Below are 23,890 nucleotides of genomic sequence, written 5' to 3'. Positions count from 1 at the left end.
GACCGATGCTCAGGCGTTGTACGCCGCTATGACGGCCATCACGTCATCGGCAGTCACGGTTTGCCCGCCAACTCGTTCCTGGTTGTCGTAGGCCGTGATGGCCGCAAGAACTTCCGACCGCTGAATGCCGGGTGTCCCGTTCGTATCGAACCGAGCGACCTGGGACTGTGTCGTGGCACCGTACCGACCCGCACCGTACCCACCGGTTCCGAATCCAGTGCTGGGGGACTCGGTCGTAGCTGCCGCGGTCGGTTTCACACCTGCCGCCATCAGCCCGCCGAGTACACTCGCCCCCTGTAATACGCGTCGGCGTGCGTACGTCCGTGGCGTGTCGGCGTCAGTCATAGCAACCGGTAGGGTGTCGGGTGTCTATAAGCTATCGCCGACCACAGGACCGCCGGTTCTTGCCTTCGGAAGATATAGGGGCGTGGCTGTCGGACATCGGAGATATGACCGATACGGGACGCAAGCGGCCCTGGCTGGCGGTCCTCCTGGCGCTCGTCTATCCGGGGCTGGGTCACATCTACCTTCGGGAGTGGGTGCGTGCCGTTCTGTGGTTCGGACTCGTGTTCAGCACCACGACGCTGCTGTTGGGTGAGAGCGACCTTCCGACGGAGCTATCCGTCGATGCCTTCCTCGCTGCCTCCCGTGGACTCCCGCCGGAGGCGTCGCTCGCACTGCTGGCGATTACCGTTCTCAGCATGGCCGACGCCTACTGGATGGCGACACGGACCCAACACGAAGGGGCTGTCGCCGACGGGTTGACCTGTCCCAACTGCGGGAAGGAACTCGACGAGGATATCGACTTCTGTCACTGGTGTACGACCGAGCTGTCGGCCGCCGAGGACGCCGGCGCGGACTCGACCCAGTGACGTGACCGACGATCCATCGCGGCCCGGGACCCGCTGGGTGCTGGTCGTCGTCGCTGCGGGGGTAATGGGTGCTGCCGGAACGTACCAGTTCGCCTGGAGTTCTCTCAGCGGTCCGGTCGGGACCCGTGTCGGCGCGTCCTCCACCGGACTCGGTAACGTGTTCACCGCTTATATCGTCGCCCAGACGCTCGTCCAGTTCCCGGCCGGCAGCATCAGGGACCGCTACGGACCGCGGGCGATTCTCGTGGTGAGCGCGCTGTTCCTGGCCAGCGGGTACGCTGGACTGGCAGTGGTTCGATCGTATCCGTTGGTCCTCGTCGCCTACACGCTCGGCGGCGTCGGCTGTGGGATCGCGTACACGGTCGCGGTCAACACGCCGGTCAAGTGGTTCACCGACCGGCGGGGCCTGGCGACGGGGGCGGTCACGATGGCCTATGGCGCGGTCAGCGTCGTGGCCATTCCCCTCTTACAGTCCGGACTAGACGCCTCCTACCGCGCGACGCTGCTGACACTGGCTGTCGTGGTCGGCGGTGCGGGACTGCTGGCGGCGCTCGTGCTCCGCGATCCGCCGACGGGTACCGACGCCACGGACGACGAGGATACGGTCAGCGTCGACGAGACGGCGGCGGTCGGCTGGCGGTCGGTGCTCCGGACCTGGCAGTTCTGGGTGTTGTTCGGCGTCATGGTCGTCGTCAACGGCGTGGGGCTGATGCTGATCGGGCAGTCCGTCGGGTTTACCAGAGGTTTGGGGATGGGTGCCGGGACGGCGACGACGGTCGCGTCGGTGATCGCCCTGGCCGACGCGGGCGGTATCGTCGTCGTCAGCGCGCTCTCCGATCGGCTCGGCGGCGAACGGACCGTCGGGGCCTCCCTGCTGTTGTGTGGCTGTTCGCTCGCGGGTGCGGTCGTCGTCGGCGTCCGTGGACTCGCACCGCTGTTCGTCCTTCTGGTCGGGGCGACCGCGTTCTTCCGCAGCCCAGTGTTCGCGGTCTTTCCCTCCCTCGTGGGACGCTACTACGGGCGCGCTCGCTCATCGGAGAACTACGCGCTCGTCTACTCGGCGAAAGTCCCCGGCGGTATCCTGGGTGGGACCGTCGCCGGCTTCCTGATCGCCCGGACCGGCTGGACGCCGTCGTTTCTGGCCGGGGCCGCGCTGCTCGCGCTCGCCGGCCTCGCGACGCTGACGCTTCGATCGGGGGACCTCGTGGAGGAGGACGAGCACGTCGAGGCCGGACAGCAAACCGGTTAGTGCGGACGACGAGAGAACGAGCCGCCCGGCCGTGTCGCCGTTATTTCTCGATGATGCTCTCTTCGATCTTCTCGCCGAAGTGTGTCGCCGTGTCCTCGTAGTAGACCAGCAACTCGTCGCCCGGCTCCAAGTCCGTGACAGCGGTCCGGCCCTCGCGGGTGTGGACCTTGATCGTCTCGGCGTTCTGCAGCAGCGTCTCGATCCGGTCCCCGTCTTCGGTCTCGGCCTGGACCCGGAACATCGGGCGTTTCTCGATCTTCGCACGGCCGACGATCGCCTCGCGGGTGTGACCCTCGCTGTCGACGACCTGCACTTCGTCGCCCGACTGGAGCTCCGAGAGGTACTTCGTCCCGCCGTCGGGGGTCCGGACGTACGCGTGGACGGCGCCGGCGTTGACCCGGAACGGCCGGGAGGCGACGTAGGGGGATTCGGCGGTCTCCGCATGGACGAAAAAGAGCCCGCGGGCCATCGAACCGACGAGCATCCCCTCGTCGTGTTCCATCAGGTTGCCCGTGTCGATACAGACCCGGTCGGCCGACCCGGTCTGTTCGACGGCAGTCACTTCGGCGTACTGCAAGTCGAGTTGCTCGCGGCCGACCGCGTCGCGTACCTCGCAGGTCTTGCGGATCTCGTCGATGTCGTCGGTGTCGAGCAGGACGCCGTCGGCGCCGTGTTCCAGCGTCTCGTAGGCGGTGCGGGCGTCTTCTGCGGTCTGGACGCCGGTGATGAGCTGTGTCTCCTCGCCGACCCGGGCGATGAGATTTTCCAGGGGGATGATCTGCCAGTCCTCGCCGATGACGATCGTGAAGTCGGCTTCGGCCGCGACCGCCTCGGCGAAGGCCTCGTAGTCCTCGTCGAAGATCCGGACGTAGCCGCCGTCGGTCGTCGTCCCGTTGCGCCGCAGCGTCGAGAGGTCCGCAGAGCCGGAGAAATCAGAGGGGAGATCGACTGTCCCGTCACCCTCGCCGTCTTTTCCGACGATGGTCGCGTCGCTCGTGATCGCCTCCTCCTCGGCCTCCATGACGTGGACGTCACCGTTCGAGAAGGCGGCGATGTTGACGGCACCAAGTTCCTCTACCCGGTCGACGTCGCTCTCGTCGACCAGAACCCAGTCGACGCCGGCTTCGAGGCCGGCGGTGATACGGCGCTTCCGTGTCTCCCAGTCGCCGACCTCGTCGTCGGCTTTGAGCCACACGCTTCGTGTCATACGCCCACGTGCGCGACGCCGGGGCTTGAACGTGGCGGATTGGGCAACGGCGCCTCGTCGCGGGATGTGGGGTTGGCAGCCGACCGTCCCGGTCGAGCACTCTGAGACCGCCCGGTTAAGAGTGTTTACTGTGGGCCGTCTGACGGTAATCGACATAATACAATGTGGGTGCGGCGTGCTAGCGGATCTCAGCGGGAGATCACTTCAGATGTCAACCGATGGATGCACTGTCTACACGGTCGCGGGTGCGAAAGGTGGGGTCGGTCGAACGACGACGAGCATCAACCTGGGGGTGGCCCTGGCGAACGCCGGCCACGACGCCGCCGTCCTCGAACTCGACTTGGCGATGGCGAACCTCACCGAGTTTCTCGATGTCGAGGCGACGACGACGCTTCACGGGGTCCTCGCGGGGGAGGCGACCGTCGCGGACGCGACGTATCCCGCCGCTGGCGGACTGTCGCTCGTCCCCAGCGGAACGTCACTGGAGGGGTACGCTCGGACCGATCTCTCTACGCTCCCAGGCGTCGTCGACACGCTCCGTGAGCGGCACGACGCTATCCTGGTCGACACGCCGGCGGGACTGAGCGAGGAGACGGTACGGGCGATGGAACTCGCCGACGAAGCCGTCTTGGTCTCGACGCCGCGTGTCTCGTCAGTCCGGAACGCCAACGAGACACTGCCACTTGCGGGCCACGTCGAGACGGCGGTCAGCGGACTCATCCTCACGAAGTCGGGGGCGGGTATCCCGGCAGTCGCGGACCACGTCGCGTCCTGTCTCGACGTTTCGGTACTCGGCCGTGTCCCTGAGGACGATGCAGTTCCGTACGCACAGGAACACGGGGAACCAGTCGTCGAGCATGCCCCACACAGCGGCGCGGCCGTCGCGTACCGGAAGATCGCTCGTCGTCTGACGGAGCCGACCACAGCGAACTCCTCGGCGATGGGACGGGCAGACAGCACCGCATGTGACGGGCCGGCGACTGGAGACCGGAGCAACGGTAGCCGGACATCTCGGGACTCGGAGAGCGGGGGACCGGATACTAGTACCGACGATATCGAACAGGCGTTCGGGAACGCGGGTACGTCGCCCCACTCGTCCGGCCGACAACTCCAGGACGTGTTCGATCGTTAAGCTTCGACTGCCAGCCCCGCCTCGCGGAGCGCGTCGACGGCGTCGGCGTCGTCGTGGACGACCGCCGAGACCGCACGGGTGATCTTCTCCGGTTCGTCGTGCTGGAAGATCGACCGACCCATCGAGATACCGGCGGCGCCCGCGTCCATCGCGCCCCGGACCATGTCCAGCGTCTCCTCGTCGGTCCCTTTCGATCCGCCGGCGATGACGACCGGCAGCGAGGTGGATTCGACGACGTGCTGGAAGCTCTCGGCGTCGCCGGTGTAGCCGGTCTTGACCACGTCCGACCCCAGTTCCTCGGCCAGTCGAACTGCGTGCCCGACCGCCTGGTTGTAGTCGTCCGCCTCGGGATCGATCTCGGGGCCACGGGCGTAGGCCATCGCCAGGACAGGTAGGCCGTAGCGGTCGGCCTCGCTGGTCAGGGTCGACAGTTCCTCGATCTGTTCGCGCTCGTAGGTGCTGCCGACGTTGATGTGGAAAGAGACGGCGTCGGCACCGACCCGGAGAGCGTCTTCGACGGTCCCGGTCGTCCGTTTGTCGTTTTCGTCCGGACCGATCGTCGTCGAGCCGTTGAGATGTGCGATGTAGCCCGCGTCGTTCTTGTTCGGATGGACGCGGTCGGCGATCCCTCGCTGGGTCAGGACGGCGTCGGCACCGCCGCGTGTGACCGCGTCGATCGTCGATTCGATGTCTTTCAGTCCTTTGACTGCCCCCATCGTGATCCCGTGGTCCATCGGGACGATGACGTACTGGCCGTCTGTCCCGATGCGTGTGAGCCGTGCGTGTTTCCCTGTATCCATGATATGAGACAGTGTGGCAAGTACGGTTATGTTCGTTCCGGTTGCGGCCGGTTCTGTGCCCCCCGACGGGCACCCTCCGTCAGTTCACGTGCCTTCGCTTCGAGGCGGTCGGCGACGGTCTCGGTATCGTCGCCGTTCTCGTGGCCCTCGGCGACGATGTCGATCAGCGCGGAGCCGACGATGATCCCGTCGGCGCCCGCCGAGACGATGCGTTCCGCGTGATCGCCGGTCTTGATACCGAAACCGACGGCCTTTGGCACGTCCCAGTCGCTCAGGCGAGCCAACGACTCCTCGGTAGCGTCGTCGACGTCGTCGCGCGCGCCGGTGACGCCCAGGCGGGCCTGGACGTAGACGTATCCCGAGACCTGTGTTTTCATGGTGTCCAACCGGTCGCCCGTCGTCGTCGGCGCGACGATGAACACCAGATCGAGGCCGAACTCGTCACAGGCCGCCCGCAGCGGGCCGGCCTCCTCGGCGGGGAGATCGACGACGACAAGCCCCTCGATGCCGACTTCGGCGGCCTTCTCGACGAAGGGCCGTGGACCCTTGCTCGCGGTTTCACCGCTCGGGTCCGAGGCGCCGGGCGCCTCGCTGTCCCCGTACTGGAACACCAGATTGTAGTAGGTCATACAGACCACCGGTACGTCCACGTCCAGTTCTTCGACGAACTCGAAGTACCGATCGACAGTCATCCCCGCCTCCAGCGAGCGGACGATGGCGTCCTGGATAGTCTTCCCCTCGGCGATCGGTTCCGAGAACGGCAAACCGAGTTCGATCAGGTCGGCTCCGCCCCGCTCTAACGCCTCGATGTAGGCCTGTGAGGCCTCGTAGTCGGGATCTCCCGCGGTGAGATAGGGGATAAAGGCCGGATCGTCGCGCTCGAAGACTCGCTCTAGTCCCATCAGTGATCACCGTCCGTGTGGCTGCTGTCGGGGTTCATCATCCCGCCGGTGTCGAAGACGGACATGTCCGGCGCGATCGAGAGGTCCCGTTTGCTCGTCTCCTCGATGACCGTCTCCAGGTCCTTGTCGCCGCGACCGGAGACGTTGACGACCACGCTCTCCCCCAGGTCGCCGTGGTGCTCTTCGAGATATCCGAAGGCGTGGGCCGTCTCCAGCGCGGGGATGATCCCTTCGTCCTGGGAGAGACGGTGGAACGCCTCCAGGGCGTGGTCGTCGTCGACGTTGACCGGCGTCACGCGACCCTCGTCGACGAGATGGGCCAGTTCCGGGCCGACACCGGCGTAGTCCAGGCCGGCCGAGACCGAATGTGACTCCATGATCTGGCCGTCCGAGTCCTGGAGGAGCTTCGTCCGGGCACCGTGGAGGACCCCCTCCTCACCGGTCGAGAGGGTCGCGGAGTTGGGCGCGACGCCGCGCTCTTCGTCGACCGACAGCGAGGAGCCGCCGGCCTCGACGGCGTACAGCGCCACGTCGGGGTCGTCGACGAACTCGGCGAACGCGCCCATGGTGTTCGAACCGCCGCCAGCGCAGGCGACGACCGCGTCGGGGAGACCGTCCGTCTTCTCGATGGCTTGCTCGCGGGCCTCCTCGGAGATGACCGCCTGGAAGTCCCGGACCATCTTCGGGAACGGGTGGGGACCGACGACGCTGCCGATGACATAATGTGTCGTCTCGACAGTGGTCGCCCAGTCTCGCATCGTCTCGGAGATGGCCTCCTTGAGCGTTCCCCGGCCGACCGTGACCGGGTTGACGTCGGCGCCGTTGATCCGCATGCGGAAGACGTTGGGCCGCTGGCGGGCGATGTCGGTCTCGCCCATGTAGATCTCACAGGGCATATCCAGATGCGCCGCCGCCATCGCCGTCGCGGTACCGTGTTGGCCCGCGCCGGTCTCAGCGATGATACGCTCTTTGCCCATGTACTTCGCCAACAGGACCTGGCCCAGCGCGTTGTTGAGCTTGTGCGCGCCGCCATGCAGCAGGTCCTCACGTTTCAGGTAGATGTCGGTATCGTACCGGGCCGAGAGCTGCTCGGCGTACTGTAACGGGGTCGGGCGGCCGCCGAAATCGGCCAGGCGCTCCCGGAACTCGTCCATGAAGCCGTCCTCGTTTTCCAGGACGTACCGCTCGTAGGCGTCGGCCAGCTCCTCGATGGCCGGCATCAGCGCCTCGGGTACGTACTGTCCGCCGTACTCGCCGAACTTGGGGTCGTGTGCGTCGTCCGTGCTCATGTCTGTGTCTCCGTCTCCGCATCGGTCAGTCGCCGCGTGTTCGCTGTCACGTCGGTGTCCGCGCCGTGGTCCATGATGGCCGAGCCGACCAGCAGTGCGTCGGCACCGGCTCCGCGCATCCGCCGAACGTCCTCCGGCGTGTGTATGCCGCTTTCGGCAATGAGGGTGACGCTCTCGGGCACCGATTCACTGACTCGCTCGAAGGTCGCCAGATCCACCTCCAGTTTCGCCAGGTCCCGGTTGTTGATCCCGACGATGTCCGCACCGGCTTCAACAGCGGTCTCGACCTCGGCCTCGGTGTGGGTCTCGACGAGGACCTGAAACCCCCGGTCGCGGGCCGCCGAAATCAGGTCCGGCAGGTCGTCGGTTCCCTCCGCTTCCAGAAACCGGACGATCAGCAGGACCACGTCGGCCTCGACGACGTCTAACTGCGCCTCGTGGAGGATAAAATCCTTCCGCAGGACCGGGACATCGACGGTCTCGCGAACCCGTTCTAGCGTCTCCGCTGAACCGCCGAAGTGGTCCGGCTCGGTCAGGACCGACAGTGCCGCCGCGCCGCCCGCGACCATCCGCTCGGCCAGTTCTACCGGGTCGTCGGTCCGTTCGCCGTCGGTCGTCGGACTGGTCGGCTTGATCTCGGCGACCAGCGGCACGCGCCCGCCGGCCTCGGCCTGTTCGAACGCCGCCGGCAGCGACCGTGCGTCGACGGTGACCCGGTCGCTACCGCCGGTGCGCTCGCGCGCCGCCGCGAGTATCGACTCAACTTCCGGTGCGATCGCACCCACACTGTCGTCCATTACTGAACACTAACGTACAGAAGTGTACATAAGCGTTGTCCTCGGGAACGGGCCGCAGGTTGAAGACACGCCGGGTCGACACTCCGGCTATGGAGACACCGAGCGGCGACGCGGGCATCTACGCGCGGGAGTCGGACTACCTCGACCGGTACGTCCAGTTCGGGGCGGCCGGCGACCGGGTCATCTCGCTGTCGTTCCCGACACACCCCGAGGACGGCACCAGCGACGACCACGCACTGCTTGACCGTATCGACGACTACCTCTCCGGAACCGAAGACGGCTTCGAGGACGTGACCGTCGGACTGACAGTGCCGACCGCCCAGCGTCGCGTGCTGGAGGCGGTCCGTGAGGTTCCCTACGGCGAGAACGCCACCGTCGAGCAGATCGCACGGATGACGCCGGACCTGGACGCGACCGAACAGGACGACCTCGCCGCGGTCCGCGAGGCGCTGGCTGGCAATCCGGTCCCGCTTCTCATTCCCGATCACCGGGTTCGTGACGGACCCAGTAGCGCCCCACCGGCGGTCGAACAGAAGCTTCGGTCGGTCGAAGGGTTATAGCGACAGCCGTTCGACCCCCAGCCCCTCGTGGACGCCCAGTTCCAGGGCGTTGATGAGGTAGTGGGCGACGACGACGGCGAGCAGACTGTCGGTAACGACGAACAGGCCGGCGAGCCCCAGCCCGAGCGCCCCGGTGACGAGGATTCCAACCCGGCCCTGTGCGCCGTGGCCCAGCGCGAACGCGACCGAGGAGACGAGGGCCATCGCCCACGCCGGCGCGCCCAGGCCCGCGACGGGGACGCCGATAGCCGCCGCACGAAAGAGCAGTTCTTCGACGACCGCGATGACCGGCAGGATGACGCCAAGCAGGACCACCCAGCCACCGGCCGAATCCGGTGCCAGCAGCCCACGGACGGACTCGTCGAAGGCCATGTCGAACCCCGCGGCCAGCGACGCGGCAGCCTCGTTGCCCAGCCAGAACCCGACGCCGGCCGCGACGCCGACAGCGAGTGCTGGCCATCCCGTCGAGAGCGGGGCCGCGCTGACACCGAACGCACTGGCCGGGATTCGGTAGTAGAACGCCGCTGCCAGCAAGAGCGCGCCGAACAGCCCCTGGGTGAGCGCGACGTTCGCCAGCAGCGCCCCGGTCGAGATGCTCTCGGGTCGGTTCGAGCGTCGCGATTCGACCCAACGGCGCCGCCGGGCGCTCTCCGGGGTCTCGAACCGTGGGATGACAGGGTCGGCCGTCGGCGCGTCGGCGTGCTCCTCCAGTGACGGGACGCCCTCCGCGGTTGCCGAGAGACCGCTCTCGTCGGTGAGTCCCTGCGAAAGGCGCGCGAGCGCGAGTAACGCGGTCAGAAGGAGTCCCGTCAGGCCGACGAAGGCGGCCCAACCGGGCACGGCTCTACTGCGGGCTGGGGCTGCCGCCCTGGCGGCCGACCTCGTGTTCGAGGGCCTTGCCCGTGATGGACTTCAGGCGGTCGACCAGCGAGTCCTTCTCGGTCTCGCCCGACAGCGCGACCTCCAGGACTTCCGAGATGTGGGAGACGGGGATGATCTCGACCATCTCCTCGTACTCCTCCTCGATCATGACGTCCTGGGTGTTGGCCTCGGGGATGATGACCGTATCGAGGCCGGCCTTGGCGGCGGCCTCGATCTTGTGGGTGACACCGCCGACCGGGAGCACGTCGCCCCGGACCGATAGTGAGCCCGTCATCGCGAGGTTCTGTTTGATCGGGACGTTCTCTATCGCCGAGATGACGGCGGTTGCGACCGTAATCGAGGCCGAGTCGCCGTCGACGCCGCCTTCACCGGCTTGGACGAACTGGATGTGGACGTCCTTCTCGGAGATGTCCTCGTCGCTGAACTTCTTGATGATCGCCGAGACGTTCTGGACGGCTTCCTCGGCCATCTCTTTGAGCTGACCGGTCGCGATCACCTGGCCGGGACCCTGTGACGGGCTGACCTCTGCCATCACGGGGAGGACGATTCCGCTGTCCTCGCCCATGACTGCCAGGCCGTTGACGCGGCCGATGACGTCGCCCTGGTTGACGGTGAGCTCGTAGTCCTTGCGGCGTTCGATGTAGTTGTCCGCGAGCTGTTGCTCGATGGAGCGGCTGCGGCGTTTCGCCTGCAGGACGTCTTTGCGTTCGGTCTGCTCTCTGTCCTCCGCGCGAGCGATGTCGCCCGCGACACGGACCAGGCCACCGAGGTCACGGAACTTCAGGGTGAGGTGCCCCTTCCGACCCGCACGGCGACGGGCTTCGAGGATGAGTTCCTCGACGGCCTCCTCGGTGAAGTGTGGGAGCCGCCCGTCGTTCTCGACCTCCTGGGCGACGAAGCGGGCGTACTTCCGGCGCATCTCGGGGTCGTCCTCGATGGTGTCGTCCATGTACACCTCGTAGCCGTACCCTTTGATCCGGGAACGAAGCGCCGGGTGCATGTTCTCCATCGCGTCCAGGTTCCCGGCCGCGATCATGATGAAGTCACAGGGGACCGGCTCGGTCTGGACCATCGCGCCCGAGGAGCGCTCGGACTGGCCCGTGATCGAGAACTCGCCCTCCTGGATGGCCGTCATCAGCTTCTGCTGGCTGCGGATGTCCAGGGTGTTGATCTCGTCGACGAACAGCACACCCTTGTTGGCCTTGTGGATGGCGCCGGCCTCGACGCGGTCGTGGCTGGGCGTCTCCATGCCGCCGGACTGGAACGGGTCGTGGCGGACGTCGCCCAACAGCGCACCCGCGTGGGCACCGGTCGCGTCCTCGAAGGGCGCGGTCTTCTGGCTGGTGTTGCTGATCAGGAGGTTCGGGATCATCGCGTCGCTGCCCCGCGAGCCGTAGCGGAAGGCGAGATAGATGACACCCGCCGCCAGGATGCCCAACAGGATCTGTTGGGCGATGATCAGCGAGTAGCCGATGACGATGGCGATGATGATCCACATCAGGAACGTCCGCATCTGGTTGCGCTTGCGGGCTTCCTCCTTGTGGGCGTCGACGATCTGTTCACCCTTCCCGCTGGGGACCGTCCGGACTTTCGGCTCGTTGCCGTCGTCGGGGTTGTGATAGACGAGGACGTCCTGGAGCTCCTCACGGGGGAGCAACTGACTCATCGCTTTGGCCAGCATCGATTTACCCGTCCCGGGCGAGCCGATCATCATCACGTGTCGGCGCTGTTTGGCCGCTTTCTTGATGACGTCACGGGCGTGGTCCTGCCCGATGACCTGATCGACGAGACGATCGGGGACTTCGATGTCGGCGGTCGAATCGATTTCGAGGCCGCCGAGCAAGTCCTCCTCTTCGCCGTCGAGGTTGCTCTCTCCCTCGACCTCGACGTCGCTTCCGAGGGTCGTGTCCCCGTCGTCACCGTCGACGGTCGGCTCTGACGCCCGCTCGTCGTCCGTCTCAGCAGGGCTGTCGGCCGTCGTGGCCTCGCCGGCGTCGGTGTTCTCCCGGCCGGCGTCGGGAGCCGCGTCGTGTTCGGTATTGTCGCTCATACAAACGTTGCTAACACCGGATTTCAAGGGCTGTCTACTGATATACTTTCTCCCCGAACCCGGGGTCGATACACACCGAAAACCGCAAGAGGGCTCTCGATCCTGCCGTCGTCCGGTTGTCCGCTCGGTTCCGTCGTCGGGTTTATCAAACCACCAGTCACACAGTCGGGTATGCGTGGGTTCTACATCGGGCGGTTCCAGCCCTATCACGACGGCCATCACGCGATGGTCGATCGGATCACCGACGAGGTCGACGAACTCGTCCTCGGGATCGGGAGCGCCGACGACTCGCATACGACACACGACCCGTTTACCGCCGGCGAGCGGATCATGATGATCACCAAAGCCGTCACGGAGTTCGACCTGACGACCTACGTCGTCCCGCTGGAGGACATCAACCGCAACGCCGTCTGGGTGAGCCACGTCGAGAGTATGTGCCCGGACTTCGACGTCGCGTACTCGAACAACCCGCTCGTCGTCCGACTCTTCGAGGAGAGCGGCATCGAGGTCCGCCAGTCCCCGATGTTCGACCGGGACCGCCTCGAAGGCAGCGAGATCCGCCAGCGGATGATCCACGACGAGTCCTGGCGCGACCGGGTCCCGGACTCGGTGGTCGACGTCATCGAGGAGATCCACGGCGTCAAGCGCCTCCAGCACGTCTCCGACAGCGACTCGCTGGACCGCTACACCGCTGAAGACGAGCAACTCGACGAACCCGAAGTCGGCGACCCGGCGGACCAATGATCACCCTCGCATCGGATTTCGGGACGCCGTATCCGGCCGCCATGCGCGGTGTAATTTGTAAGCGGACCGATGCCCGCATCGAGGATATCGCCCACGATTTCCCCCGACAGGACGTCCGTGCCGCGGCGTTCTGGCTCACACAGACGCTCCCGTACTTCCCGCCAGCGGTCCACTGCGTGGTCGTCGATCCCGGCGTCGGCACGGACAGGGACGCCGTCGTCGTCCGCGCCGGCGAGCACGCACTCGTCGCCCCCGATAACGGCGTCGCGCTCCCGGTCGCTCGTGAACTGGCCGATTCTGTCGAGGTGTTCACCTGGGCCTACGACGATCCGGCGAGTTCGACGTTCCACGGCCGGGATGTCTTCGCGCCCGCCGCGGCCGCGGTCCACGAAGCCGGTACCGACGCCGTCTCCGAACTCGACCGGACGACGCCGACCGACGACTACGTCGACCTGCAGTTCCCGACCGCCGAACTCGTGGAGGGCGGCACGCGCGGCGAGGTGCTCGTCGTCGACGGCTTCGGCAACGTCGTCACGAACATCCCCGGATCGGTTCTGGAGGGTCATTTCGGCGGTACTGTCGCCATCGACGGCGATCCAACCCCAGTCCGCCGCGCCTACGCGGCCCTCGATCCCGGGGACAGACTGGTGACCGTCGGCAGCCACGGCAACGTCGAACTCGCGGTCAACCAGGGGCGGGGCGACGACGCGTTCGCCGTCGGTGTCGGCGATCCGGTGTCCCTGGAGTTGTAGCCGAATCCGTTCGGTCTGCCACATTTTAGGGCGCCCAAAAAATCGACGGGATTAAGTTCTTTAGGCAAGCCTAATCAAATATGCCAGACAGACGAGATCTGTTGAAGACGGTCGGTATCGCAGCGAGTGGCCTGCTCGCTGGCTGTCCGGGTTCGAGTTCGAGCGCACAGACCGACGACGGATCGACGGAGACGGCCACACAGACCGAGACGGCTACACGGACCGAGGAGCCGACGGCGACCGCGGAACCGACGCCGGTCGGCCCGATGACCGCCGTCGCGGCCGAGTGGTCGGTCTACCGCGCCCGACTGTACGACGCCGTGGCGCTCGGGCGTGCCGGTGCGCCCGCCGCAGGGGCGACCGTCGCGGCGAACGTCTTCGCTCGCTTCGAGGGGGCGAACGGCGAGTACGGCGCCCACGAACGGCTCGAATCGACGTCCGAGGCAGCCTACGAGGGATTCGAGGGGGCGCTCGGTGACCTCCAGTCGGCGCTCTCGGAGGGCAACGTCGAGGCCGCCGCCGACGCGGCTGACACGGCCAGCAGTGCCCTCCAGACCGCACAGCAGGCGGCGACGACCCAGACGGCGACCCGCGTCTTCGACCTGCTCGTGATCGGATCGCGGGCGAACAACGCCGCCGGCCTGGCCCGCGCTGGAGCCGTCGAGGCGGCCGGGCCGGTCGCCGAGGCGGCCACAATCTCGTTCGAAGACGGCCTCGTCCACGGTGCCCTCGAATCGGCTGACGAGGGGATCTACGAGCGCTTCGAGGGCGCACTGTCGACGGTGCAGTCGGCGGCCGGCAGCGGCGACGGCGAGGGCGTCGTCGAGGCCGCCGGCACCGTTCTGGACGCCGCTGTCGAGGGGGCCTACGCCATCGCCAGCGCACAGGCGGTCGCCGATACCGGCCACCTCGCGACGTTCCAGTCTCAAGGCTGGGACGCCGCCACGGTCTCGCTGCTGGGCGGTCCCGGCGCGGACTACGCACACGCGGCGACCCTGAACAGCTACCGGGCGCGGGTCGCTGACGCCCAGTGGCTCGCTCGGCGCGGCGGCGCCGACACCGCTGGCCAGATGGCACAGGACGTCTTCGCCCACTTCGAGGGCGCTGCCGCCCACGATCCCTTCGAAGAGGCCGACAACGAGGCTTACGAGGCCTTCGAGTCCGGGCTCTCGTCGTTGACGACGGCGATCGAGGACGGTGACACCAGTGGCATCGGGGACGCGGTCGGGACGGTCGATACGAACCTCGTGGCCGGCATCGAGGCGCTGGCCGGCGGGTCCGCTCCGGTCCTCCAGTCGGGCTTTTTCAAGGCCCGCTTCGCCGACGCCTGGGAACTGTACCGCCAGGACAAGAACGCACAGGCGGTCACCGTTACCCAGGAGCTGTTCGAACGGTTCGAGGCCAACGAACTGGACTTCCACGAGACGCTGGAGGAGACCAGCGAATCGCTGTACGAGACCTTCGAGGAGGAGCATCTCACGAGCCTGATCACCGCCTACGAGAACGGCGACGACGCGGCAGTCGACACCCACCACCAGGGCGTGCTCGACGCGCTGTTGTCCTTCGAGAGCGAGCACACGCCCGCCGTCGCCAGCGGGTCCGGCGCGACGTACATGGCCGCGCTCGGGTTCGACGCGGCTGCGGTCGACGCGCTGGGTCACGACGCCCGGGCGGCCGAACTCGGCCAGCAGGCCCTCGCCTTCTTCGAGAACGGCGCGGCAGGCTATCACGAAGCTCTCGAAGAGGCCGACGAGGAACTCTACCACCGGTTCGAGGACGAGGCGCTCGGCGCAGTGATCTCGGCGGCGCAGAACGGCGAGGATGTCTACCCGCCCGCCAAGACCTTCGGCGACGCCGCCCTGGAGACGGTGTCGGCGATCACCGCGGCCAGCGGGGGGAGCGACGCGCCGGTCCCGATCGCGCAGGGTACCTTCCAGACCTTCGAGAACGCGTCGGTCCACGACCGCTTGGAGAGCGCCTCCCAGTCGGCCTACGAAGGGTTCGAGTCGGCGCTCTCGGACTACGTCCAGGGGCTCCAGTCCGGCAGCGGCGACCCTGCTTCCTTCGCTGCCGCGGCCCGTACCGCACAGTTCGCCGTTGTGGATGCCGTCGACGCCGCCCCCAGTGGCGGTACTGGCGGCTCCGGCGGGGAGTCCGAGTCGGACCCGTCTCTTTCGGGCGGGCCGAACGTCGTCGAGGGGGTCCCCGAGGACGCGGACCACGTCGTGGGGATGCAGGCGGTCGCCTTCGATCCACAGGAACTGACCGTCAGCGTCGGTGACACGGTCGCCTTCGAACACGCCGCCGGCGAGGCACACAACGTCGTGGCCTACGGGGACGAGATCCCCGAAGGCGCCGATTACTGGGCCTCCGGCGGCTTCGACAGTGAATCGGCGGCCCGCGAAGGCTGGGAGAACAGGGAGGGTGCCGTCCAGTCCGGCCAGAGCTATGTCCACACCTTCGAGACGGCTGGCGAGCACGAGTACTTCTGTACGCCCCACGAGGCCGCGGGGATGGTCGGAACGATCGTCGTCGAGGAATGATCTAGGCTGGCCAAAGATCGATGCCTTTTTGTGCTTTAGGCTAGCCTAAACAACTGTATGCCGGGTCACCGAGCGGATTGGTGTGAACGTCTTTGCCGGGGAGAGTGTGTGTCGAGAGACGCCGGCTTCCCGCTTGCTGGACCCGGAGCAAGGAGGACGACGGGGGGTGGCTGTCAGGAGCTGTAGCTGTCCATGTTCGGTTCATGGCTGCGCGGCGGCGTCTACCGTGGGCGCGGTTCGTCGCCGCATACACGAGTGCCGACTCGTGTCTGTCCCATCTTCTCGCCCGCGTTCGCGGGCAACCCGGAATCTCCCAGCAGTTTTCGCCGATTCTTCCGACCGCCAGCTCCGGCATCCACTACTGGCTGTGTTTAGCCGACTCACCGGCCGTTACGGTTGGGGTGTCGACTCGCAAAAAAAGTGGCTTGTCGAACGTGTCGCCGTGGGCTTACGACGAGGAGATGACGTCGTCGATACGGACGATCATCGTCGCGGCCTCGGTCGCGGAGTCGACGGCCTCCCGCTTGACTGCGGCGGGGTCGAGGATGCCGTACTCGACGGGGTCGCCGACGACGCCCGTCTGACCCTCGCTGATGATGCCTGCGATCCCCTCGCTCTCGTGTTCCGAGCGCAGGTCGACGAGCGCGTCGATGGCGTCCAGCCCGGTGTTCTCCGCGAGCGTACGGGGCAGGACGTCGACGGCGTCGGCGAAGGCTTCGACGGCCAGTTGCTTGCGACCCTCGATGGAGGCCGCCTCGCTGCGGATCTCGTCGGCGATCGCGATCTCGGTCGCACCGGCACCGGGGACGACCCCGCCCTTGTCGAGTGCGGCGACGACGACATCCAGCGCGTCGTTCAGCGCGCGCTCGATCTCGTCGACGACGTGGTCGGTGGAGCCGCGGGCGAAGACGGTGACGGACTCGGCGGCGGCGCCACCGCGGATGAACGTCACCTCGTCGTCGCCGTGTTTCTCGACGGCGACGCTCTCGGCGTGACCCAGGGCCTCCTCGGTCAGGTCCTCGACGGAGCCGACGCGCTTGGCGCCGGTCGTCTCGACGATGTCTTTCGCCGTGGAGGAGTCGACGTTCTCGGCGGCGAAGATGCCTTCCTTGGCCAGGGTCGACGCGACGAGATCGGAGATGTCGTCGGTGACGAACGCCACGTCGGCGCCACTGTCGACGATTGCCTTGGCGTAGCCTTGCAGTTCCTCCTGTTCGGCGTCGAGTGCGGCGTTGAGTTCGTCGACGTTCGTGACGTTGTAGCTGGCGTCGATGTTGCTCTCTTTGACGCCGAGTTCGGCGTCGACGACGGCGATCTCCGCGTCCTCGACGGAGGTAGGCATGTTGTCGTGGACGGGCGTCTCGTCGATGATGACGCCTTCGACGAGTTCCGTCGCCGAGGAGGCCGCACCGGTCTGGGTGTAGATCTCGATGTTGTCACGGACGACGCCGGTGTCGGTCTTGGCGTGGCGGACCGCGTCGACGACGACCTCGGCCAGGCGACCCGCTTCGACGTCGCCGGTGCCTTTGCCGGTCATCGAGGACTCGGCGACCTCGACGAGCGTGTCGTCGTCCAGGTCGACGTCGAGGACGTTCTCCTCGATGGACGCCTGGGCCAGTTGGGCCGCGGCGTGGTACCCTTCGACGATCGTCGTCGGGTGGACATCGTCGTCCAGCAGGTCCTCGGCTTTCGCCAGCAGTTCGCCGGCGAGGACAGACGCCGTCGTCGTCCCGTCACCGACCTCGTCCTCCTGGGTCTGGGCGACTTCGACGATCATCTGTGCCGCGGGATGTTCGATGTCCATCTCCGAGAGGATGGTTGCGCCGTCGTTGGTGATGACGACATCCCCGTCGTCGGAGACGAGCATCTTGTCCATCCCACGCGGACCGAGCGTGGTACGTACCGACTCGCTGACGGCCTTTCCGGCGGAGATGTTCGATGACTGTGCGTCCTTTCCGTGTGTGCGCTGGGCGTCCTCGTCGAGAATGAAGAGGGGCTGGCCGCCCATGCGTCGCTGGCCAGATGACATATGTGGGTTTCCTCACCTAAAACATCGCAAGCGGTTCTATATAAAACTTCCGAACAGGGTTCCCCTCGTATCCGTGGACGACGGCGGTCCCACAGCCCCGGTTCGCCGGTGGTTTAATGCAGTGGTGGACGTACCGTTCGGTGATGCTCGAACTGGAGCACGGGTTCCGGATCGTCGACGTCGCGGGCCAGATCGAACCCGAGGAAGGACGCCGGCCACGGCCCGGAATCGGCGGTGCCGAGCAGTTCGAGCGCGAGATGCGTCAGGCCGGGATCACGAGAGCGCTCGTCCATCCGAACACGCGCGAGGGGAGTTATCTGAAGGCGAACAATGCCGTCGCCCGGACGACCGTCGGGCGCCCGTTGGTCGCACTCGCTCGACTGAACGGCGTTCGGGAGGTCGGGGACGGTCCGACCGCGGCGCTGCGGAACTTCGCGAGCAGTCGCGGTCCCGACCACGTCTCTCCCGAGGATATCGAGCAGTTCGCCTACGACGAGCGGTTCTGTGGGTTCGTGCTCGATCCGGCCGAAGACGGGTTGCCTGACTCCGCAGTGCTGGCGGAACTATCGACGGTTTCCCAACCGGTTCTGGTCCACGGCGGTGAACGGTTCCCCCCGTCAGCGGTCGCCGAATCGTTGCTTGAGGGGAGGTTCCCGGTCGTCCTCTCGCATTTCGGTGCCCACCCGCTTCGCAGGGACCTGATGGCCGAGGCGATCGACCTACTGGACAGCTACGACGATCTCTATCTCGACACGAGTCTCGTCCGCTATCGCGACCCGCTAGAGCGGGCGATCCGCGAACACCCGGACCGGGTCTGTTTCGGCAGTGGCGCGCCCGACGCCCACCCCAACGTTGCCGTGATGGAGATCCTGACGCTGGATATCCCGGAAGACGCGATGAAGAAAGCGTTCTCGAACAATCCGGGACGGGTCTTCGATCCGCTGGCGCTCTAGCGCCAGTCGTAGACGGTCACCGCACGGTCGGCTCGCACCGACCGCCCGTTGGGGTTGCGACGGTCGGTTCTGTCCCTGACCGACGCGATGAGGCCGTCTTTCGTCCCGCTGGCGATACCGCGGACGACCGATCGCCCGGTCCCTACCCACTCCGAGAGGGTCGTCTCGTTTCTGAGGACGCCCCGTAACGCGTCGGCGCCGTCCCGGCCCGCGTGGCTGACGATCCGCCGGATGACCGTCGGGCGGAGCCCGTAGTTTTTCACCAGCCGATACGCGAGCGACCGGTACTTGTTGCCCCAGTCGGTCGCGAGCATCCCGCCGTCGGACTCGAACTCCCGGCTGGCGGTCATCGAGGTATCCCAGATGACCTCGTGACCCGTCCCGGACAGCCGGTGTGCCAGGTCCCGGGCACCGCCGATATCCACGGACTCGTCGAAACCGTCCAGTGCCTCCAAGACTTCCCGCCGGAAGGCGACGTTTCCGGGGTTGAAATACGTCACCTGCCGGCCAGCGATCGTCCGTCTCTCCTCGCTGTCGGTCGTCAGCCCAGCCATGAGACGTTCGTGGGTCGGGCCGGTGACGACCGAGCCGGCGCTGAGTCCGGCCCGGACCGCGTCGGCCCACCCCTCACTCACCGAGAGGGTCTGATCGACCAGTGCGACGGCCTCACCGGTAACCCTGTCGAGGCCGGCGTTGCGTGCCGTATTGACCGACCGATCGGCGATCTCGACCAGCACCGAGACATCGTCGCGGTCTCTGACCATCCCCGTCGTCCCGTCGGCAGAAGGTCCGTTGACGACGATCACCTCCGCGTCGGGGACGTACTCGGCGAGTGCGTCCAGACAGCCGGCGAGTTCCTCCCGGCCGTTCAGCGTCGGGACCACCACCGATAGCTCCATGGTATCCGGTAGTTCCCCGGAACCGCATAAACCCCGCGGCGCAGAGATGTCGTGTCGATCGGCCGTGTCCACGGCCTAGACGTGGGTGTTCCAGTAGGAGACCGACGCGATTTTCTTGCCCAGGGGCGTCCCGCCGATGACGGTGTCGATCGAGCGGAAGGAGGCAGCGAGTTCGTTCGGGATCTTTCGATAGAACCCGTAGGGGAGGACCCAATCGTGGGTCGCCTCGGTCAGTTCGAGCCCCGCGCCGTCGAGTAGCCGGTCGACCTCCCACCGGGAGTAGAGCCGCGAGCCCATCGGGAGCGCCCAGTTGTACGTCGACCGCGTCGAGAACCGATTGAACGTGTCGAAGACGACCTGTTCTTTGGCGACTCGCCGCATCTCAGCGAGGAACGCCGCAGGCGTATCCGCCAGGTGGAAAAACCGCATCGCCAGCACTGCATCGAAGTGGTTGTCGGGGAACGGCAGGCGGGCAGCGTCGCCGCGCATGAACTCCACGTGGTCGTCGACGTCGGCCGCAGCGGCCTTCTGCCGACCCTGTTGGAGCATCGGGCCGGAGATATCCAGTCCGACGATGTCGGCGCCGCGCTCGGCGAGCATGACGGTAAAGCGTCCGGTACCACAGGCGACTTCGAGGATACTCCGGTCGTCGACCGGTCCGAGCGCGTCGAGGACGGCCTGTTTTTCGCGGCGGTCGATGAGCCGGCCACCGCGGGAGAAGCGCTTGTCGTCGTACTCCTCGGCCACGTTGTCGGCCTGGTACCACTCCTGCCCTTTCACGCTTGGAACCTCCCCACTGGGAGAATAAAACGATACTGGAATCGATAGTCGGTGAGAAACCGTTGCAGGGAACGCGCATATAAGGTAACATTATACAGTCAATACTCTCTGTATTGTTTGGTCACACATGTAGCCAACTTTTACGAGGATGTTTGTACCTCTGTCCAGTATGAGCACGATTTCCGATGAAACGCTGGCAACTCCCTTCGCGACCGAGGAGTTTCGCGAGCGGCTCCGTGACCTGCCGCCGAGTGCGAAACTCGTCGCGAAGGTGCTCGAAGACGAGGCGCCGCTCTCGCAGGGACAACTGGCAGACGCTTCGTTGCTCCCCGACCGCACCGTCCGGTACGCGCTGAACCGGCTGGAGGATTCCGGACTCGTCGAATCCCGGTATAGCTTCACCGACGCGCGCAAACAGGTGTACTTTTTGTCGACCTGACCGACGCGTCCGGGCATGGACTGGACGCGGGTCGACGTTCCCGTGGCGACGCGCGCACCGACCGGCCAAACGGCGGCGTATCTGGTCGGGCAGTCGCTCCTGATCGACCCCGCTGCCGGGAGCGACACGCTCGACGCTCTCACGTCCAGGGTCGAACACATCGCGGTCACACACCACCACCCCGACCACGTCGGCGGCGTCGCCGACTACGCGGCCGAGACAGGGGCGACCGTCTGGGCTCGCGCGGGCCGGACGGCTGCCTTCGAGCAAGCGACCGGCGTCGCGCCGGATCGGACGTTTAGGGAGGGAGAGACTATCCTCACCCGCGAGGGCGCGGTGAGGGTGCTCGATACACCCGGCCACGCACCGGAACACGTCGCGTTCGAGGTTGACGACGCGATTGTTTCGGGAGATCTCGCCGTCGCCGCCGGCAGCGTCGTCGTCGGCGCGCCCGAGGGCGACATGCGGGCGTACCTGACCTCGTTGCGGCGGCTGGTCGCTCGCTCTCCCGACCGCTTGCTTCCGGGCCATGGCCCCCGTATCGACGACCCCGAGCAGACGTGTCGACGCCTGCTCGCCCACCGTCTCGACCGCGAGCGGCGCGTCCGGGCGGCGGTCGTCGACGGCGCGGCCACTCTCGACGAGATCCTCGACGCTGCCTACGAGAAGGATCTCTCCGGCGTCCGGGATCTCGCCCGCGCGACGGTCCGTGCCCATCTGGAGAAACTCGCGGTCGAAGGCGCGCTCGCCTGGGACGGCGAGCGTGTGGTGCCCGCTTGAGGGCGGTCCGTGACACGCACCTTTTGTCCGCTCGGACGAACAACTGCGTATGGAATCGCTCGAATCCGAACTCGACCGTGCCCGGGAGCTCGACGTGGCCGACCTGGCCGACGCCATCGAATCGATCGGGTTCGAGTGTACGCGCTGTGGGGCCTGCTGTACGGCCGATGCCGGTTGTGGCAGCGAGGACGAATCCGGAGCCACCGACGATCCGCACACGGCGACGGTCTTTCCCGACGAGATCCGCCGGCTCCAGGCGTCGGGCGATACCGACTACGACTTCCGGGACGTGGCCCGGCCGATGCCCTACGGGCTCACCGATGGCCCGGACGGCCCCGAGGGCGAGACGTTCGAGTGGGCGCTCCAGACCGACGACTGTGGCGACTGTACGTTCTACGAGGAGACCGACGGTACCGGCGCCTGTACGGTCCACGAGGACCGGCCGCTCATCTGTCGGACCTACCCGTTCAGCGTCGCACTTGGCGGGACGACACAGCCGATGGGCGATGCGGTTGACGAGGCGGGGATGGTCCGCGCCCACGAGTGTGAGGGACTGGGCCGGGAGATCGACCGAGAGGACGCCGAGGAACTGGCGGCGGCGCTCAAAGAGCGGGCAGTCCGTGAACTCGAAGAAGCGATCGGCGTCCGCGAGCAGTACCAGCCGGTCGAGACGGGGACCGGCGAGGTCGTCGTCCACGACTCAGAGGGGCAAAAGCGCCCCGACGGGACCCACAGAGAGTGAGTCCGGCCGATCCTGTGCCCTAGACGTTCTCGTCGATGATCTCGCCGACCGCGAAGTTCGATTTCACTTCCGTCACTTCGATTTTCACCCGTTCGTCGATCTCGGCGCCGGGGACGATGATGACGTACCCCCGCTCGACACGGGCGATCCCGTCGCCCTGCTTGCCGATGTCTTCGATTTCGACGTATCGTGTCTCACCGGGCTCGACGGGCGGCTGTGGCTGGTCGGGGGGCGTCTCGCTCGCTGCTCCCTCGCTGTCTGCGCTCTCGTCGTCGGCGGAGATGAGTGCGACGCGATAGGTACCACCGGCCTCGACCGCGCCAGTTTCGATCTCCCGGCGCGGGACCTCCACGACGTATCGGTCACCTTCGTCGGTCACGTCCGCACTGAACAGACACAGGAGTTTCTCCGAGATTTCCAATGTAGTAGACCTCCGTTTGCGCTACTGTTGGCCCATCACCATAGAACTGCCGGACGGTTCAGCGGCTGTTTTCCCCCTGTACCAACCGGCGGTGTAAGCCCGCTGTGGCGGTCTCGATTCCACAACCTGAAACGGGAAAACCGCATGACTGCGCGGCGTTAACCGACTGTACCAAACCCCCTAAGGGGGTGTCGCTGTTACCCTGTAGTGTACCAATGAGCGCGACCGCACAGGCGACCGATGCCCCACTCTCGGACAAGCAGCGTCGAATCCTGGAGTACCTCGAAGCCAACGCCGACAGCCAGACCTACTTCAAGTCGCGACTCATCGGCGACGAACTGGAGATGTCCGCCAAGGAAGTCGGGGCAAACATGACTGCCATCGCCAACAGCGCCACCACGATCGACGTCGAGAAGTGGGGCTACTCCTCGTCGACGACGTGGATGGTCGAAGCGTAGCTCCCCCGCCGAGAACACCGCTATCTTGATTCAGCGAGAGAATCCCGCCCTTCCCGTGAGTAACGAGTGTTCCGACGCTCAGTCGGAACCGAGGAACGAACAGGGCGGGAGTGAATCGCGTAAGCTCTGTGCAACGAACCACTCAGTTTCTCCCTGCTGAAGACCTCACCTCACAAGAGTTATTTAGTTTGGGTGTCTCATATTTGGCACGGCCAAATGGAGTATCATCTGCAAACCGGGTCGCACACAGTGTACGCGCTCCAGTATCACTTCGTGACTGTCACCAAGTACCGTGCCGACATTCTCACGGGTGAGCGACTGGAGCGTGTCGCTGAAATCGCCCACGACATTGCAGATGACTTCGAGGCCGACATCAAGAACGTGGACGGCGGAACCGACCACGTTCACATCCTCTTTCGGACCAAACCAACCACAGACCTCACGAAGTTCATTAACTCGCTCAAAGGTGTCACATCCCGCCGGATTCGGTCGGAGTTTCCCGAAGTGACACAGACGCTCGAAGATGCGTTCTGGCAACCGGGATACTTCCTCGCCACGACCGGCCAAGTGAGCATTGACGTGCTGATGGACTACGTGGACGACCAGTAGC

At 66.2% G+C, this 23,890-nt stretch carries 25 protein-coding genes; 13 read left to right on the top strand and 12 right to left on the bottom strand.

What is annotated here, in order from left to right; all coding sequences use genetic code 11:
• Positions 1 to 9 precede the first annotated feature (9 nt).
• Positions 10 to 345, bottom strand: a complete 336-nt coding sequence (locus VJ109_RS04075) for a hypothetical protein (RefSeq protein ID WP_324759220.1) — start codon at positions 343 to 345, stop codon at positions 10 to 12.
• Positions 346 to 449: 104 nt separating this feature from the next.
• On the opposite strand from VJ109_RS04075, the gene VJ109_RS04070 reads away from it, so the two are divergent.
• A complete protein-coding gene (locus tag VJ109_RS04070; RefSeq protein ID WP_324759219.1) occupies positions 450 to 872 on the top strand; it encodes a zinc ribbon domain-containing protein in 423 nt (140 codons plus the stop codon).
• Position 873: 1 nt separating this feature from the next.
• A complete protein-coding gene (locus VJ109_RS04065; protein ID WP_324759218.1) occupies positions 874 to 2,121 on the top strand; it encodes an MFS transporter in 1,248 nt (415 codons plus the stop codon).
• 40 nt (positions 2,122 to 2,161) lie between these two features.
• Here VJ109_RS04065 and VJ109_RS04060 read toward each other — a convergent pair whose 3' ends face one another.
• A complete protein-coding gene (locus VJ109_RS04060; protein ID WP_324759216.1) occupies positions 2,162 to 3,328 on the bottom strand; it encodes a 3-dehydroquinate synthase II in 1,167 nt (388 codons plus the stop codon).
• A gap of 208 nt (positions 3,329 to 3,536) precedes the next feature.
• Between VJ109_RS04060 and VJ109_RS04055 the strand changes: the two genes are divergently transcribed.
• Positions 3,537 to 4,460 (top strand): P-loop NTPase, encoded by a 924-nt coding sequence (locus tag VJ109_RS04055; RefSeq protein WP_324759215.1) that lies wholly within the window; start codon positions 3,537 to 3,539, stop codon positions 4,458 to 4,460.
• Here the strand turns inward: VJ109_RS04055 and VJ109_RS04050 are convergent.
• The 4 genes from VJ109_RS04050 to trpC are packed head-to-tail and all read right to left on the bottom strand — an operon-like array spanning position 4,457 to position 8,248.
• Positions 4,457 to 5,260 carry a 2-amino-3,7-dideoxy-D-threo-hept-6-ulosonate synthase gene (locus VJ109_RS04050; protein WP_324759213.1) on the bottom strand — a complete coding sequence of 268 codons (804 nt, stop codon included), beginning with the start codon at positions 5,258 to 5,260 and terminating at the stop codon, positions 4,457 to 4,459. The two genes, VJ109_RS04055 and VJ109_RS04050, sit on opposite strands and share 4 nt — an antisense overlap.
• Positions 5,261 to 5,286: 26 nt before the next feature.
• Positions 5,287 to 6,162, bottom strand: a complete 876-nt coding sequence (trpA, locus tag VJ109_RS04045; protein ID WP_324759211.1) for a tryptophan synthase subunit alpha — start codon at positions 6,160 to 6,162, stop codon at positions 5,287 to 5,289.
• On the bottom strand, positions 6,162 to 7,451 hold the full coding sequence (gene trpB / locus VJ109_RS04040; RefSeq protein ID WP_324759209.1) for a tryptophan synthase subunit beta: 1,290 nt from the start codon (positions 7,449 to 7,451) through the stop codon (positions 6,162 to 6,164). The genes trpA and trpB overlap by 1 nt, the downstream gene beginning before the upstream one ends.
• Complete coding sequence (gene trpC / locus VJ109_RS04035; RefSeq protein WP_324759207.1) at positions 7,448 to 8,248, bottom strand: indole-3-glycerol phosphate synthase; 801 nt, start codon at positions 8,246 to 8,248, stop codon at positions 7,448 to 7,450. Before trpC ends, trpB begins: the two co-directional genes overlap by 4 nt.
• 89 nt (positions 8,249 to 8,337) lie before the next feature.
• Between trpC and VJ109_RS04030 the strand changes: the two genes are divergently transcribed.
• Positions 8,338 to 8,808, top strand: a complete 471-nt coding sequence (locus VJ109_RS04030; protein ID WP_324759205.1) for a methylated-DNA--[protein]-cysteine S-methyltransferase — start codon at positions 8,338 to 8,340, stop codon at positions 8,806 to 8,808.
• On the opposite strand, the gene VJ109_RS04025 is transcribed toward VJ109_RS04030, so the two are convergent.
• Positions 8,803 to 9,648, bottom strand: a complete 846-nt coding sequence (locus VJ109_RS04025) for a CPBP family intramembrane glutamic endopeptidase (RefSeq protein ID WP_324759204.1) — start codon at positions 9,646 to 9,648, stop codon at positions 8,803 to 8,805. The genes VJ109_RS04030 and VJ109_RS04025 overlap by 6 nt on opposite strands.
• A gap of 4 nt (positions 9,649 to 9,652) precedes the next feature.
• On the bottom strand, positions 9,653 to 11,740 hold the full coding sequence (gene lonB, locus VJ109_RS04020; protein ID WP_324759202.1) for an ATP-dependent protease LonB: 2,088 nt from the start codon (positions 11,738 to 11,740) through the stop codon (positions 9,653 to 9,655).
• 171 nt (positions 11,741 to 11,911) lie between these two features.
• Here lonB and VJ109_RS04015 point away from each other — a divergent pair, with 171 nt between their 5' ends.
• The 3 genes from VJ109_RS04015 to VJ109_RS04005 all read left to right on the top strand — a co-directional run bounded on the left by VJ109_RS04015 (position 11,912) and on the right by VJ109_RS04005 (position 15,779).
• Positions 11,912 to 12,484, top strand: a complete 573-nt coding sequence (locus VJ109_RS04015) for a nicotinamide-nucleotide adenylyltransferase (RefSeq protein ID WP_324759200.1) — start codon at positions 11,912 to 11,914, stop codon at positions 12,482 to 12,484.
• Positions 12,481 to 13,236, top strand: a complete 756-nt coding sequence (locus tag VJ109_RS04010) for an SAM hydrolase/SAM-dependent halogenase family protein (protein WP_324759198.1) — start codon at positions 12,481 to 12,483, stop codon at positions 13,234 to 13,236. The genes VJ109_RS04015 and VJ109_RS04010 overlap by 4 nt, the downstream gene beginning before the upstream one ends.
• A gap of 80 nt (positions 13,237 to 13,316) precedes the next feature.
• Positions 13,317 to 15,779, top strand: a complete 2,463-nt coding sequence (locus tag VJ109_RS04005; RefSeq protein WP_324759196.1) for a DUF5059 domain-containing protein — start codon at positions 13,317 to 13,319, stop codon at positions 15,777 to 15,779.
• A gap of 448 nt (positions 15,780 to 16,227) precedes the next feature.
• On the opposite strand, the gene thsA is transcribed toward VJ109_RS04005, so the two are convergent.
• A complete protein-coding gene (gene thsA / locus VJ109_RS04000) occupies positions 16,228 to 17,787 on the bottom strand; it encodes a thermosome subunit alpha (protein WP_324760388.1) in 1,560 nt (519 codons plus the stop codon).
• Positions 17,788 to 17,951: 164 nt separating this feature from the next.
• Between thsA and VJ109_RS03995 the strand changes: the two genes are divergently transcribed.
• Entirely contained in the window at positions 17,952 to 18,761 is an 810-nt protein-coding gene (locus VJ109_RS03995; RefSeq protein ID WP_324760386.1) for an amidohydrolase family protein, read from the top strand.
• Here VJ109_RS03995 and VJ109_RS03990 read toward each other — a convergent pair.
• On the bottom strand, positions 18,758 to 19,660 hold the full coding sequence (locus VJ109_RS03990) for a glycosyltransferase family 2 protein (protein WP_324759194.1): 903 nt from the start codon (positions 19,658 to 19,660) through the stop codon (positions 18,758 to 18,760). The two genes, VJ109_RS03995 and VJ109_RS03990, sit on opposite strands and share 4 nt — an antisense overlap.
• Before the next feature lie 75 nt (positions 19,661 to 19,735).
• Positions 19,736 to 20,440: a class I SAM-dependent methyltransferase gene (locus VJ109_RS03985; RefSeq protein ID WP_324759192.1), complete on the bottom strand. Its 705-nt coding sequence runs from the start codon at positions 20,438 to 20,440 to the stop codon at positions 19,736 to 19,738.
• A gap of 169 nt (positions 20,441 to 20,609) precedes the next feature.
• On the opposite strand from VJ109_RS03985, the gene VJ109_RS03980 reads away from it, so the two are divergent.
• From VJ109_RS03980 to VJ109_RS03970, 3 genes are read left to right on the top strand one after another with little or no spacing between them, the layout of a single operon-like run.
• A complete protein-coding gene (locus VJ109_RS03980; RefSeq protein ID WP_276180167.1) occupies positions 20,610 to 20,879 on the top strand; it encodes a MarR family transcriptional regulator in 270 nt (89 codons plus the stop codon).
• A gap of 15 nt (positions 20,880 to 20,894) precedes the next feature.
• Complete coding sequence (locus VJ109_RS03975) at positions 20,895 to 21,659, top strand: MBL fold metallo-hydrolase (protein ID WP_324759189.1); 765 nt, start codon at positions 20,895 to 20,897, stop codon at positions 21,657 to 21,659.
• 49 nt (positions 21,660 to 21,708) lie between these two features.
• The gene (locus tag VJ109_RS03970; RefSeq protein ID WP_324759187.1) at positions 21,709 to 22,401 is read left to right on the top strand and encodes a YkgJ family cysteine cluster protein; all 693 of its coding nucleotides are present in this window, start codon (positions 21,709 to 21,711) and stop codon (positions 22,399 to 22,401) included.
• A 19-nt stretch (positions 22,402 to 22,420) separates the two neighbouring features.
• Here VJ109_RS03970 and VJ109_RS03965 read toward each other — a convergent pair whose 3' ends face one another.
• Positions 22,421 to 22,822, bottom strand: coding sequence for a TRAM domain-containing protein (locus VJ109_RS03965; protein ID WP_276180173.1), 402 nt, complete (start codon positions 22,820 to 22,822; stop codon positions 22,421 to 22,423).
• A 215-nt stretch (positions 22,823 to 23,037) separates the two neighbouring features.
• Between VJ109_RS03965 and VJ109_RS03960 the strand changes: the two genes are divergently transcribed.
• Positions 23,038 to 23,280: a DUF7123 family protein gene (locus VJ109_RS03960; RefSeq protein ID WP_276180175.1), complete on the top strand. Its 243-nt coding sequence runs from the start codon at positions 23,038 to 23,040 to the stop codon at positions 23,278 to 23,280.
• A 216-nt stretch (positions 23,281 to 23,496) separates the two neighbouring features.
• The gene (gene tnpA / locus VJ109_RS03955; RefSeq protein ID WP_324759184.1) at positions 23,497 to 23,889 is read left to right on the top strand and encodes an IS200/IS605 family transposase; all 393 of its coding nucleotides are present in this window, start codon (positions 23,497 to 23,499) and stop codon (positions 23,887 to 23,889) included.
• Position 23,890 lies beyond the last annotated feature (1 nt).

Origin of the sequence: Haloarcula montana, from assembly GCF_035666295.1 — an archaeon.
Taxonomy (GTDB): Archaea; Halobacteriota; Halobacteria; order Halobacteriales; family Haloarculaceae; genus Haloarcula; species Haloarcula montana.
Note: the sequence above shows the minus strand (reverse complement) of the source record. Positions and strands in the feature narration are given on the sequence as shown.

Excerpts from the sequence above, each read along its gene's own strand:
- VJ109_RS04075 (WP_324759220.1), bottom strand. The coding sequence starts at position 345 with ATGACTGACGCCGACACGCCACGGACGTACGCACGCCGACGCGTATTA.
- VJ109_RS04070 (WP_324759219.1), top strand. The coding sequence starts at position 450 with ATGACCGATACGGGACGCAAGCGGCCCTGGCTGGCGGTCCTCCTGGCG.
- VJ109_RS04060 (WP_324759216.1), bottom strand. The coding sequence starts at position 3,328 with ATGACACGAAGCGTGTGGCTCAAAGCCGACGACGAGGTCGGCGACTGG.
- VJ109_RS04055 (WP_324759215.1), top strand. The coding sequence starts at position 3,537 with ATGTCAACCGATGGATGCACTGTCTACACGGTCGCGGGTGCGAAAGGT.
- VJ109_RS04050 (WP_324759213.1), bottom strand. The coding sequence starts at position 5,260 with ATGGATACAGGGAAACACGCACGGCTCACACGCATCGGGACAGACGGC.
- trpA (WP_324759211.1), bottom strand. The coding sequence starts at position 6,162 with ATGGGACTAGAGCGAGTCTTCGAGCGCGACGATCCGGCCTTTATCCCC.
- trpB (WP_324759209.1), bottom strand. The coding sequence starts at position 7,451 with ATGAGCACGGACGACGCACACGACCCCAAGTTCGGCGAGTACGGCGGA.
- trpC (WP_324759207.1), bottom strand. The coding sequence starts at position 8,248 with ATGGACGACAGTGTGGGTGCGATCGCACCGGAAGTTGAGTCGATACTC.
- VJ109_RS04030 (WP_324759205.1), top strand. The coding sequence starts at position 8,338 with ATGGAGACACCGAGCGGCGACGCGGGCATCTACGCGCGGGAGTCGGAC.
- lonB (WP_324759202.1), bottom strand. The coding sequence starts at position 11,740 with ATGAGCGACAATACCGAACACGACGCGGCTCCCGACGCCGGCCGGGAG.
- VJ109_RS04015 (WP_324759200.1), top strand. The coding sequence starts at position 11,912 with ATGCGTGGGTTCTACATCGGGCGGTTCCAGCCCTATCACGACGGCCAT.
- VJ109_RS04010 (WP_324759198.1), top strand. The coding sequence starts at position 12,481 with ATGATCACCCTCGCATCGGATTTCGGGACGCCGTATCCGGCCGCCATG.
- VJ109_RS04005 (WP_324759196.1), top strand. The coding sequence starts at position 13,317 with ATGCCAGACAGACGAGATCTGTTGAAGACGGTCGGTATCGCAGCGAGT.
- thsA (WP_324760388.1), bottom strand. The coding sequence starts at position 17,787 with ATGGGCGGCCAGCCCCTCTTCATTCTCGACGAGGACGCCCAGCGCACA.
- VJ109_RS03995 (WP_324760386.1), top strand. The coding sequence starts at position 17,952 with ATGCTCGAACTGGAGCACGGGTTCCGGATCGTCGACGTCGCGGGCCAG.
- VJ109_RS03990 (WP_324759194.1), bottom strand. The coding sequence starts at position 19,660 with ATGGAGCTATCGGTGGTGGTCCCGACGCTGAACGGCCGGGAGGAACTC.
- VJ109_RS03980 (WP_276180167.1), top strand. The coding sequence starts at position 20,610 with ATGAGCACGATTTCCGATGAAACGCTGGCAACTCCCTTCGCGACCGAG.
- VJ109_RS03975 (WP_324759189.1), top strand. The coding sequence starts at position 20,895 with ATGGACTGGACGCGGGTCGACGTTCCCGTGGCGACGCGCGCACCGACC.
- VJ109_RS03970 (WP_324759187.1), top strand. The coding sequence starts at position 21,709 with ATGGAATCGCTCGAATCCGAACTCGACCGTGCCCGGGAGCTCGACGTG.
- VJ109_RS03960 (WP_276180175.1), top strand. The coding sequence starts at position 23,038 with ATGAGCGCGACCGCACAGGCGACCGATGCCCCACTCTCGGACAAGCAG.
- tnpA (WP_324759184.1), top strand. The coding sequence starts at position 23,497 with ATGGAGTATCATCTGCAAACCGGGTCGCACACAGTGTACGCGCTCCAG.